A 12384-nucleotide genomic window follows, 5' to 3' on the forward strand; every position below is an offset into this window, starting at 1 on the left:
ACCGATGACCATTGCCTGCCTGCTGGCCAACACACTGACCGCCTGTTGCCGCGCCAATGCCTTGCCAGAGCCCGAAGGCCTGACAGCTTGATCTCAGGGAAAATAAATTTGAACAAATGGACCGAAGAGCAAACGCTTTTTGGTCCATTTGCTTTCTGAAGATTGAATTAAGTTTCAAGGGCCGGGTTTGAATGTCCGGTAAATTGGTGATAAGTAAGCTATTCCAGCCGGTTACGAGAGATTGGTGAAAGCCGTGTGGTGTTGGGCTGGAACCTGTAGTCTTGTTTGTTGAGTATGTATGACCGAAGTGCCCAGACCAATTCTGGCCGAATTCACGTTACGCCGAGTGATTGCAGGCGTTGGTTTCCCGCCTTTGTTGGCCAGTGCGTTCCAGCCTTTTCCGGCCATCTACCTGACCTATCCCCAGCGGCTTGTTTTCTGGATCGGTGTACTGGGATTGGCCCTGTGCGTGACCTGGATCGTCAGACGCGTGAGCCGGAAATTTTTCGCAGAAGCCCATTTCAGCTGGCGTGACATTGCGCTGGTTTTCTTCATTCTGGTTCTGTTCGTGCCATCTATGTGGCTTATGTCATATCTGCTGTTCTCTGCCGGGGGGCAACAGGCGCCGGATGTTCTGGCGGTGGCCCCTTATGGTGCCCTGTTTGCAACCGGGCTGGTCCTGGTGCGCGGGTATAGTCACGTTGATGAGCCGGTGCAGGATCAGATCGCGCTACCCTCGCCACGCCTGACCAAGCGTTTGCCAGAGTCGTTTTCCGGTCAGATCTATCGACTGACAGTCCGCGACCATGCGGTTGATGTTGTGACTTCAGCGGGGACATTCACCATCCGATCCCGCCTGACTGATGCGATCGCCGAGATGGAACCGGTACCCGGCCACTGTACGCATCGTTCCCATTGGGTGGCAGACGATGCCATTGTCGGGGTTGAAAAGCTGGACGGAAAAACCTTCTTGCGTCTGAAGAACACCGATCTGGTTCCGATCAGCCGAAAATACAAACCGGGGCTAGAGCTAGACGGCCTTATCTAAGCCACTCTATCTGGGCATTGGAATGACCCGAGGATGCGATCCGGTGAGTATGGCTATGGCCTGATCATCCATCAAAGCGTCCAGTGTATGATCCGTACTGTGTAACCCGCCAGTATATGTGCCGTAGGCCGGTAGGATCAGCCGCGTCTTGTCCACCAAAAAGGCGGGCCGGGTGATGGTTCGACCCCGCGCGTTCAGACGTGCTTTGGGGTGGTAGTGGCCTGACACCTCGGCTTGCGCTGGTGCCTGCGCGATATGGCGGAAAGTCAGCGGGGCAATCTTACACTCGGACAGATGCGTACCGCCCAGATCAATCGGGCCAGGGTCGTGATTACCCTCGATCCAGATCCAGCGCCGACCAGCCTGCAGGGCCGTGATATCACGCTGTTCAGCCGCTTGCATTGCAACCGAAGCTTCCAGATCGTCGAAGCTGTCGCCCAGGCAGATCACGGTGGCAGGATTGGTTCTGGCAATATCCACAGCAAGCCGGGTCAGGGTTTCTTGACTGTCATAAGGCGGCAGACTCGGGCCGCCCCGCCGAGCGATGCGCTCAGACTTGCCCAGATGCAGGTCGGATACGCACAGCAATTGCTGATCCGGCCACCACAGGGCCCCTGATCCTAATGCCTTCAGAGTCTGCCCCGCAAATGAAAACGCCACTTCGTTCATGATGCGTTCTTTGCGTGTTTCACCTCCGGACGCAAGCCGTATCAATCAGGTGTTAACCCCGCCGCCTTCAACAGACGTGCGCTTTCTTCTGCCAATAGCCGTTCTTCGGCCGCGCCCTTGACCGGAACCTTGCCGACCTCAAGAAACAAAGGGGCGGCAAGAGGCGATACGCGATCCAGCCGCAGCAGATCAATACGGTCTCCGATCCGGGCGATCATCGCTTCGATCCGCCCGAAATCCACCAGCCCTCGCATGGCCTCTTCGCGGGTGATCTGCATCAACAAATGATCCGGGTCGTATTTCAACAAGGTGTCATAAAGGATATCCGACGAGAACGTCGCCTGACGACCGCTTTTGCGCTGACCGCCCATGTTCCGTTCGATCAGCCCAGCAATCGTGGCCGAGGCGCGAAAGGTCCGTTTCATCACGGCATTTCCGGCCAACCAAGTCTCAAGCCCGTCACGCAGGGCATCCAGTTGAAACAGGGGCCGCGGGTCGGTCACTGCATCCAGCCCCCAGATTAGTGTGGCATAATCGGTTGCGACAAAACCCAGCGGGGCGAGCCCGGTTTCCTCCATACGTTTGGTCAGCAATAGGCCCAGCGTCTGCTGTGCGTTGCGGCCAGCGAAACCGTAGACGCACAGATTCTCGCGCCCGTCATTCGGAAAGCTTTCGATCAGCAGCCGGTCGCGTTGAGGCAGGCGAGACATGTCGCGCTGCAGAGACAGCCAGTCGGCAGTGTGTTTAGGCAGTTGCGGCCAATCCGGCTGGGCAAACATCCGCAGAATCCGGTCGCTTAACTGCGTCGAGGTGGCGAATTTCGTGCCCGCAAAAACAGCAACTTTAGGTTTTCTGTCCGCACGGCGGCTGACCTCAACCACCATCTCGCGCAGGCCCTCATAGCGGACAATCTGCCCCCCGATCAGAAAGGTATCTCCGGGCGTTAGCGAGGCGGCAAAGGCCTCTTCCACTTCACCCAGCGGTTTGCCTCCGCGGTTGCGTTTCAAACGTACCTTCAGCGTGTCGGTGTCCTGAATAGTGCCCAAGTTCATGCGGATACGCTGCGCTGCGCGCGGGTCGCGCAGCTGCATTTGTCCGTCTGCGCGCTGTTGCAAGCGCTGCCAGCGATCATAGGCGCGTAGGGCGTAACCTCCGGTCGCGCAGAATTCCAGACAGGCGTCGAATTCATCGCGTGACAGATGCGCGTATGGCCCCGCTGTGGTCATTTCCGTAAAAAGCGCGCTGGCGTCGAACGGGCCTGCCGAAGCCGCTATCAAGATATGCTGGCATAGCACATCGCGGGGGCCAGAGCCGCGCGGCTCACCGTCCAGATCATGCGCTCTGGCGGCCTCAAGTGCCGCGACGCATTCCACCACCTCAAAGCGGTTGGCAGGTACCAGCAGGGCCTTGGAGGGCGCGTTGTAGCGGTGGTTTGCCCGCCCGATCCGTTGCACCAGCCGTTTGACATTTTTCGGCGCACCAATTTGGATCACAAGGTCCACGTCACCCCAATCGATGCCAAGGTCCAGGCTGCCGGTACATACTATGGCGCGCAGGTCGCCCCGCACCATGGCGGCCTCGACCCGCTCGCGTTGCTGCCGGTCCAGACTGCCGTGGTGAATGCCGATGGGCAGGCCGTCATCGTTGGCAAGCCACAGATTGTGAAAGAAAATTTCGGCCTGCGCGCGGGTGTTGTGGAAAATCAGCGTCGTCTTGTGTTGCTTGATCTGCTCGAGCACCGCCGGGATCGAATAAGCAGCGCCACCACCGGACCAGGGGGGCATTTCCTGCGTTTCCAGCATGCGGATATCCGGATCAGGTCCGGGGTCGGCCTGCACAATCTGACAAGGGTCCGGGTGCCGGGCCAGAAAGCGCGCGATGGCCTGCGGGTCCTCGACCGTAGCTGAAAGACCGACCCGGCGCAGGTCAGGGCACAGGGTTTGCAGCCGCGCCAAGGCCAGCATCAGTTGATCTCCTCGCTTGCTTTCGGCCAATGCGTGGATTTCGTCGACAATCACCCGTTGCACCCCCGCAAACATCCGAGGCGCGTCCTCGTAAGAGGTCAGCAGGGCCAAGCTTTCGGGGGTGGTCAGCAAAATATGGGGTGGGTCTACACGCTGCCGCTTTTTCTGCGTGGCCGAGGTGTCGCCGGTGCGGTCTTCGATCCGAATGGGAAGGCCAATCTCATCGGCAGGGCCGCGCAGGTTGCGGCGGATATCGGCGGCCAGTGCCTTGAGCGGAGACACATAAATCGTGTGCAATCCCTCATGCGTTCCCCCTGCAAGTTCCGCCAATGTTGGCAAAAACCCGGCCATTGTCTTACCGCCCCCGGTCGGCGCGATCAGCAACGTGGCCGGGTCCAAGGCCCGGTTGAACATATCTTGTTGATGGGGGTGAATGGACCAGCCCTTGGCGGCAAACCAAGATGCGATCCGGGCGGGAATCTGCGTCATACGCGCAGATTACCCGGCCCTTTACCGAAATGGCACGGCGTTATTTGACGATGGTCTCGTCCTTGACGAACATGTTGGACCATGCGCGGTCGATCAGGTCAGGGCTCATCTGATAAGGGATGCCCTCAAACTCGCAGATCGAGATCATCTGGTCGATCAGGAAGATCGGCTGATAATTCGCATAGATATTGTTGATGGTCGGGTATTTAACCTTCAACAGATGGACCAGAGCAGCCTCGTCAAGCGGCATGCCGCGTTTGCGCGCCACCATGGCAAAGATTTTCAGGAAGTTCTCCTGGTTCGGGCCGTCGATCTTGATCTTGAAGAAGATCCGGCGCAGGGCCGCTTGGTCGAAGATTTCATTCGGGTGGAAGTTGGTCGAGAAGATGACCAGCGTGTCGAAGGGAACTTCGAACTTTTCACCCGACTGCAGGCCAAGGATATCCTTGTTCTCTTCCAGCGGAACAATCCAACGGTTAATCAGGGCCTGCGGTGGTTCCTGCTGACGGCCAAGGTCGTCCACGATGAAGATACCGCCGGTCGATTTCAACTGCAAAGGGGCCTGATAGGTTCGCGCTGTGGGGTTATAAACCAGATCCAGCATACCCAGCGTCAATTCACCACCTGTAACCACGGTTGGACGTTCGCACTGAACATAGCGTGTGTCGAACCGTTTGCGGCGGCGCAGGCTGTTGGGATCGTCTGGCTCCTGTTCAATCGCAGTATGAACGATCGGGTCATAAACCGTAATCACCTGACCGGCATATTCGATGGCGAAAGGCACATAGACATTATCGCCCAGTGCATCGCGAATCCCGTTTGAAATCGAGGATTTACCGTTGCCCGGAGGGCCATACATCAGGACCGAGCGACCGGCGCTGACCGCCGGGCCCAATTGATCCAGCAGGCTGTCGGGCAGAACCAAGTGGCCCATTGCGCCAATCAGCTGGTCGCGGGTCACCTGAATGTTGCGGATCGACTGGCGTTTCACCTGTTCGCGGTAGACGTCCAGCGGTACGGGCATGGCGCCAAAATATTCTGACTGACTCAACGCGTCCAGTGCGCGGGCCTTGCCGGCATCAGTCAGCTGATAACCCATCTCATTGCCGCTGTTGGCATTCAGGGTGCCGGTGGCCTCGATCAGCTTTTGCTCGCGGGCCATGTCGATCAGTTCCTGCGTGACGGAGCCCGGCAGACAAATCGCCACGGCGATCTCGGATACGGTGTCTACATTCTTGCGAAAGATCGTTTTCAACATGATGTCGCGCATCATGACGATGGGCAGTCTCATTTCGCCCAAACCCTTTGGGGCAGGGGGGGCCATTACCGAAGTTGTCTGCATATTCATGAGCGTCGCCCGTCTATCCAGTATTCACGCCAATGGCCCCAAAAAGGGCCGCTTAGGGGAAATCTGGCCCGGCTTTGTGGCAGTACCAAGGCGGCGACAAGGCGCGTTAATGATAGTTTACGAGCCGTAAACAGTGCCTAAGATCAGGTAAATAGCCAGGCTGCCACCAAGAGGCAGGCCCATTGGAAAGTGCTTCTTCCTGTTCCAGCTTTCCCAATTTGGCGCAACGTTGCGCAACGCTGTATACATGGCCAATCGATGTGTGACAAAGGCAGCAAGCGTGGTGGCTGCCAGAATAAACATCACCAGAACCCAATCCCCAGACCAGACAAAAGGTGAGGCGGCGGCCATGAACTTGGCATCCCCGGCACCCAAAACGCCAGCGGCATTAAACAGAATGCCCAAAATCAGCACGGTCACAATATGCAGCAAGTGCCAGACGTAAGGGGGAAGTGTCACCGAGAACGACCAGATCGTTAGTGAGGTCCACTGGGTGGACCACGGGGGCAGCACAAACAACCCGACAATGGCGAAAATGACGGCCAGCGCAACAACGGCGTGGTTCTTGATCAGCATGTCCCGCAAGTCTGTGAACGCCACGTAAAAGCAGATCGGCAGAACAAACGGAAGAAACCACAGCGCAGCAAACGCGGGAATACTCATCAATCAGGCATCCTCAAGCGCGCGCAGCGAGCGGACAGCCTCGTCAAAATGCTGTGGATGGGTGGCGATGGCTTCGCGGAACAGGTTTTTGGCTGTCGCCACATCCCCTTGCTTGACAGCAGAGATACCCATCGTGTTCAGCAGCCTGGCGCGTTCCACCTGTGTCATGGGAACAACCGGCAGGCTGTAATTTCCTTGCGCAGCTCGGGCCAGAACCAGATTGTTCTTGGCGGTGAACAGGGATTTGTCCTGACGGATCGCCTCCGTAAACAGGCGTTCGGCTTCGGCAAACTGGCCGCGTGTCAGCTTGGAATAACCCCAATTGTTCATGACACCACCGGGGCGCGTGGTCAGGCCGACCGCGGTTTCATAAAAGTGGTCTGCGCGTTTCCAATCCTGTTTGGAGTCTGCGACCACCGCTTCAAGCCGATACCGTTTGAAGGTTTCATAAGTGGGTGGAATGGTATCCAGAACCGATCTGGCCTGCCCCCAATTGCCGGCGCGGACAAGCGCGTCAGCATATTCGAGCTTGTCGACGTTTCCGGCACCTTTCATCGTCGTCACCTTTTTCCAGGCGGCGACGGCTTCGGTCGACCGTTTCGCACGAGACAAGGAAATCGCCAGTCCCCGCTGCAGGTCGATCCGACCCGGATTTTTGGCGGCGGCGCCTTGAAAGTAGGTGACCGCCTCATTTGGATCGGCGGCGGTCAGCAAGACCTCGTTCAGGTTGGTCTCGTCAATGACGTTGACCTCCTGATAGGTACGCTCGACCTTTTCTTCCTCGGTTTCTTTTTCGCAGGCAGAAAGGATCAGCCCGCACATCACGATTGGCGCAATCAAGAATTGTTGGCGCATTTTTGCGTCCCTTACTGCTCTTGCCTGTTTTACGGGAGCTTGCGCAGCTTGAATTGCCCGTCGCCTTGCTGCTCCAACGTATATTCTTGTTCTTCTGCCGTAGTATTAACAGGATTTTCCATTTTTGCGAGCGCTAAGCGCAGATTGTCCCGGATTGCGTCACTTTCGCCATTGTCCAGCGCAAAGGCCCGCTTGAAAACCTGCGCGGCCTCGGGATATTCGCCCTTTTCGACCAGCACCACGCCTAGATTGTTCCAAGCAACTGGCCAGTCAGGATTGTCCTTGACGGCCCGTCGCAGTAGGGTTTCGGCCTGTCCTAGACGCCTGAGTCCCAGATTGGCCGTGCCCATCGCCGTCAGGATTTGTGTTGTCATCCCCTGATCCAATGCGGCGCGGGCAAAAGAATCCAGCGCCAGCTCGTATTCCCCGGCGGCCATCAACCGGTTTCCCACCGTAATTTCGTCCACCCTTTGACCTTTAGGGTCAATTCCGGGGACGTCCAGATCATCTGACGACCCTGTCTCAGTGCAAGAGGCCACCATGGCGATCACCATGGCGGCCTTTAGCATGTGGCGTATACCGACGTGGATGCGCCTGAAGCCTACTAAATTTGGGTTATTAATTACCCGCCGCAAAATCAGCGATTCCTTTTGCCGAAGGTCCGACCAGAATAACCAGCAAAGGCGGCACCGTCAGGATCATTGTGGCAAGAGTCATCTTGGTTGGCAACTTGTTCGCGGCTTCTTCGGCGCGCATGACCCGTTTGTCGCGCATTTCGCCAGCGTAGACCCGAAGCGCTTCGGCGATCGAGGTGCCGAACGTCGCGGACTGGATCATGACGGTCACGAATGAGCTGACATCTTGCACGCCGCAGCGGGTTCCGAAGTCACGCAAAACCGTGTCCTTGTCCTTACCAGCCTTCAATTCATAAGCGACAATTTCGAACTCTTGCGCGATATCGGGGTAGGAGGCCTTCATCTCACGCGCAACCCGTACAATGGCTTGATCCAGAGATTGTCCGGCCTCGACGCAGACCAGCATAAGGTCCAGCGTATCGGGAAAACCGGCGACAATTGCTTCATTACGTTCGGCAACACGCCGGGTGATCCAGTAGCGCGGCAGAAAATATCCTGCACCTGCTGGAATCAGAACCCTAAGAGCCATCTGTTGACCGGTGAATTCCTGGCCGCCCGACAGTACGGTAACCAACATGACGCCGACCAGAATGCCGATAATACCCAGCGCAAATTGTGCAAAGTGGAAGAAACGCACAGAATCCTTTGAATGATATCCGGCTTGCCGCAGCTTTAGCTGCATTGCCGACAGTTCGGCTTCGTTTTGCGGCTCAAGGAATGTTGCGAACTTTTCAAGCTGCTCGTTGCGGCTGGTGTTGCGAAGCTTGTCCTTTTTGGATTTCTTATCGTGTTTTGGTGCGGCAGTGGATTTTTGCAGCTTTTTCAGAGGGTCCTCTGGTTGGTTCAACATCAGAGTAACAGCGATTAAGATCATCGCCAGACCCAAAACGCCGATCACGATAAGTGGACCGAATTCGCCAAGGTACTGTTTGATCAGGTCGTTGATTGGGGCCAGAACTTCCATTGCAATTCCCTCAGACCTTGATGTTGGTAAGAACGCGCATCACGATCAGGTTCAGCGTCAGCATGATGCCCACGAAGAAACAGGCCGGGATGAACAGGGGATGATCAACCACGTCGTCATAGTAATTGGGATCTGTCACCATGATGAACAGCAGGCAGAAAAGGGGAAACCCTGACAGAAACTTGCCGGACCATTTTGCCTCGGCGGTGATCGCCTTTACACGCCGGAACAGGCGGAAACGGGCGCGGATCACCTTGGCCAGACCAGCCAGAATTTCAGCAAGGTTACCGCCTGACTGTTGTTGGATACCCACGGCCACCGCCAGAAAGCGAAGGTCCTGCATGTCCAGACGTTCAGCCAGATCACTCAGCGCCTCACCCACGTCCCGGCCATAGGCGCATTCGTCGGCAATGACACCGAACTCGGTTCCCAGTGGGTCCTGTACTTCGTTTGCGACAATCTGAATAGACGACACAAATGGGTTGCCCACGCGCAGGGATCGGACCATCAATTCAACCGCGTCAGGCAGTTGCTCTTCCATCATGCCCATGCGTTTACCGGCCTTCCGGCTCACCCAGGTGTAGACACCGCCAACACCGATAAAGACCGACAATGCCACCCGCAGAACCATTTCCGTTGCGGTGCCGACGCTCAGGCCGACGAAAGCAAAGCCTGACAAAAGGATCATGACCATGATCAGTTGTTTCGGGGTGAAGGCAATAGCTGCCTTCTGCGCTTTGTCAGCCAACAGCGAATAGAGCGGGATGCTCTGCGTTTTCATATGCTGCTGCATTTCCTTGCGCAGCTGTTCCAGCACTTGTTCCCGCCCGACACCTTTGTCGAGCATATCCAGACGCCGGTTTACACGGCTGTTCAGGCTGATGGATTTGCCGAAAGCCACCAGATAGATGCCTTCGACTAGGGCGAACACCGCGACGAAGATCACGACATAGATGAGCGCCTCAACAGGCAGTTGCATTGCCAGATCTCCTACATATTCGTTGGTTCATAGACCGAAGCGGGCAGGTCAAAGCCCCACAGGCGGAAGCGCTCAGAATAGTGACTGCGCACGCCGGTCGCTGTGAAGTGACCGATGATTTTGTTGTCCGGTGTTAGTCCAACACGTTGAAATTTAAAGATTTCCTGCATCGAGATCACATCGCCTTCCATGCCTGTAATCTCGGTGATTGAGGTCATCCGACGCGAACCATCCTGCAAACGGCTGGCCTGCACGATCAGGTTCACAGCTGACGAAATCTGGCTTCTTACCGCTTTGATTGGCATTTCGATACCGGCCATCGCGATCATGTTTTCCAGGCGCGAAATCCCGTCGCGCGCCGAGTTGGCGTGGATCGTGGTCATCGAACCGTCGTGGCCGGTGTTCATGGCCTGCAACATGTCGATCACCTCGGCGCCACGCGTCTCACCCACGATGATGCGGTCAGGACGCATACGCAGGGCGTTTTTCAAACAGTCGCGCGGGCTGACCTCACCTTTGCCTTCGACGTTTGGCGGACGGCTTTCCATCCGACCCACATGGGTCTGTTGCAGCTGAAGTTCCGCCGTATCCTCGATTGTCAGGATGCGTTCTGCGTCATCGATGAAACTGGACAAGGCGTTCAGCGTGGTGGTTTTACCCGAACCCGTACCACCTGAAACGATGATGTTCAGACGGGTTGACACGGCGGCCTGAAGATAAGCGGCCATTTCTTCGGTAAAGGCACCGAAATTCACCAGGTCATCGATGCCCAGCTTGTCTTTTTTGAATTTACGAATTGAGACCAGCGATCCATCCACGGCAATCGGCGGCACCATCGCATTGAAACGCGAACCATCAGCCAAGCGAGCGTCAACGTAAGGGTTGGATTCATCGACACGACGTCCCACAGCGGACACGATCTTGTCGATGATCCGCATCAGGTGCTTTTCGTCTTTAAAGGTGATGTCGCTGATTTCCAGCCTACCGTCGCGTTCCACAAAGATCTGTTGCGGACCGTTGACCAGAATATCGTTGACAGTATCGTCCTGCAGCAAGGTTTCAAGCGGGCCAAGACCCGTCACTTCGTCATACAGTTCCTTGTTCAACTGCGAGCGGTCCTCGCGGTTCAGAACAATGTTCCGGGTTTCCAAAATTTCGCTGACAATCGAGCTGATTTCCGCGCGCAATTCGGATTCGCCTGCATTTTCGAGCGCCGCTAGGTTCAGGTTTTCCAACAGTTCGCGATGCAGTTCGATCTTGATCTCGCCAAGGCGTTCCTTGCGCTTGCGATCGCGATCTCCGGCCACCGGTTCGGCCGCCTTTTTCTGCACGGGCCGTCGAGCGACGGCATTAGCTGTGGGCTTTTTTTCCGCAACAGGTTCAGGTGTCGCGGCCGGAGTTTGAACCGGCTGCGCTTCGGGCTGTTTCTTGTAACGTGAAAACACGGCGGCTCTCTCCCTTTAGTACTGGTTACGCGGCCTCAGCGTCGCTGCTGCCCAAACTATGAAGCGATTTCGCAAGCTTCGCGATTTCGCGACGCAGCGGATTCTTGGCGGCTGCATTGGCCAGCGGTTGTCCGTGGTCGCCACTCTGCATGACCGGCTTGCCGCCATCCGGCAATTGCAGGTCAATGGAGATACCCAGGCTTTCACCCATCCGTTTGACCCGGCTTTTGCCGTTCAGATCGGTAAATTTCGGCGCCCGATTCAGAGCAAAGCGCAATTTGTTGAAAGGCAGTTCCTCGGCCTGCAGCGCACGTTTCAGGCGCAGCGCGTTCTGAGCCGAGCGCATGTCCAGTTCAATCATGGCGAAATACACATGTGCGGCCTGAAGAACGGTTTCAGACCAGTGAACCAGCGTCGAGGGCATGTCCACGATCACATAATCAAAGTTCCGACGAGCCGTTTCGATCACGCGCTGAATATCTTCGGGTGTGATCAGATCCAGCGGCACCATGTCCGATGGCGCTGTCAGAACCTGCAGTTTCTCTTCATAGGTTTGCAACGCTTGAGAAAATACGTCGTCATCCATCAGCGATGTGTCCGAAAGCATTTCAAAGACAGTTTCGCGCCGTGGTAAATCCAGATAGGTCGAAACTGTGCCGAATTGCAGATCCAGATCCAACAGACAGACTGATGGCGCGTCTTTGTCCGATACGGTGGCCAATTCCCAGGCCAGATTGACTGCCATAGTGGTGGAACCGACGCCTCCGGCAAGTCCGTGGACCACAAAGAGGGCCCCTTCTTTCGATTCACCTTGCGCCAAAGGTGCAGCGGCCTGCTGTACTGCAACTGGATCGGGCTGGTTCATCCGGGCGATAGCTTCCTGCAATTCGCCTTCGGGCAGAGGGTAGGGGACGAACTCGTCCGCGCCTTTGCGCAACAGTTGGTGCAGAGACGCCGGAGTGACGTCTTCGGCGATTAGGACGATTTTTATCTTCTTTTCTTTGGCTCGCGTGATGATCTCACCCATCAAGGACAAGTTGTCCTCATCTTCGCCGTCAATCGCCAAGGCGACAAACTCCAAAGAATCGGCATCAGGTTGGCTGAAGAATGCCAGAGCTTCGGCAAAACCGAGATCACCCCATCGTTCTCCCAGTGCAACCTCCATATCTTCGATCAGAAGGTCGAAATTCTGGACGTCACGGCTGATGGTGCAGGCCAGAATGGCGTTTTTATCATCTTGTGGCGATGCGCTCGTCATTAACACAATCCTTGTCGCGAGAGCCGACCAACCCAGAGAACCCGAGGATTCTGTCTGGTTCGCTCTT

11 protein-coding genes are annotated in these 12384 nt (G+C 56.4%); 1 reads left to right on the forward strand and 10 read right to left on the reverse strand.

Translation table 11 applies throughout. From position 1 onward, the window contains the following. Positions 1–298: 298 nt before the first annotated feature. Positions 299–1048: a LytTR family DNA-binding domain-containing protein gene (locus ACR0B0_RS18310; protein ID WP_480649034.1), complete on the forward strand. Its 750-nt coding sequence runs from the start codon at positions 299–301 to the stop codon at positions 1046–1048. Positions 1049–1054: 6 nt separating this feature from the next. Here the strand turns inward: ACR0B0_RS18310 and pdeM are convergent, their stop codons facing one another. The 10 genes from pdeM to ACR0B0_RS18360 all read right to left on the reverse strand — a co-directional run bounded on the left by pdeM (position 1055) and on the right by ACR0B0_RS18360 (position 12317). Then, complete coding sequence (gene pdeM, locus ACR0B0_RS18315; RefSeq protein ID WP_170351470.1) at positions 1055–1717, reverse strand: ligase-associated DNA damage response endonuclease PdeM; 663 nt, start codon at positions 1715–1717, stop codon at positions 1055–1057. 41 nt (positions 1718–1758) lie between these two features. Next, positions 1759–4170 carry a ligase-associated DNA damage response DEXH box helicase gene (locus ACR0B0_RS18320; protein ID WP_480649036.1) on the reverse strand — a complete coding sequence of 804 codons (2412 nt, stop codon included), beginning with the start codon at positions 4168–4170 and terminating at the stop codon, positions 1759–1761. A 40-nt stretch (positions 4171–4210) separates the two neighbouring features. Continuing rightward, complete coding sequence (locus ACR0B0_RS18325; protein ID WP_170351466.1) at positions 4211–5518, reverse strand: P-loop NTPase family protein; 1308 nt, start codon at positions 5516–5518, stop codon at positions 4211–4213. Between the two features lie 117 nt (positions 5519–5635). Then, positions 5636–6181: a prepilin peptidase gene (locus tag ACR0B0_RS18330; protein WP_170414273.1), complete on the reverse strand. Its 546-nt coding sequence runs from the start codon at positions 6179–6181 to the stop codon at positions 5636–5638. 3 nt (positions 6182–6184) lie between these two features. Next, positions 6185–7036, reverse strand: a complete 852-nt coding sequence (locus ACR0B0_RS18335; RefSeq protein WP_170362504.1) for a tetratricopeptide repeat protein — start codon at positions 7034–7036, stop codon at positions 6185–6187. Between the two features lie 29 nt (positions 7037–7065). Next, the gene (locus tag ACR0B0_RS18340) at positions 7066–7605 is read right to left on the reverse strand and encodes a tetratricopeptide repeat protein (RefSeq protein ID WP_480649039.1); all 540 of its coding nucleotides are present in this window, start codon (positions 7603–7605) and stop codon (positions 7066–7068) included. 49 nt (positions 7606–7654) lie between these two features. Continuing rightward, positions 7655–8635, reverse strand: coding sequence for a type II secretion system F family protein (locus tag ACR0B0_RS18345; RefSeq protein WP_170398949.1), 981 nt, complete (start codon positions 8633–8635; stop codon positions 7655–7657). A 10-nt stretch (positions 8636–8645) separates the two neighbouring features. Beyond that, complete coding sequence (locus tag ACR0B0_RS18350) at positions 8646–9614, reverse strand: type II secretion system F family protein (RefSeq protein ID WP_170351459.1); 969 nt, start codon at positions 9612–9614, stop codon at positions 8646–8648. 11 nt (positions 9615–9625) lie between these two features. Then, a complete protein-coding gene (locus ACR0B0_RS18355; protein WP_170351457.1) occupies positions 9626–11059 on the reverse strand; it encodes a TadA family conjugal transfer-associated ATPase in 1434 nt (477 codons plus the stop codon). A gap of 25 nt (positions 11060–11084) precedes the next feature. Next, complete coding sequence (locus ACR0B0_RS18360; RefSeq protein ID WP_170351455.1) at positions 11085–12317, reverse strand: CpaE/TadZ family protein; 1233 nt, start codon at positions 12315–12317, stop codon at positions 11085–11087. Positions 12318–12384 lie beyond the last annotated feature (67 nt).

The sequence above is a fragment of the Ruegeria sp. BA12 genome (assembly GCF_056539625.1).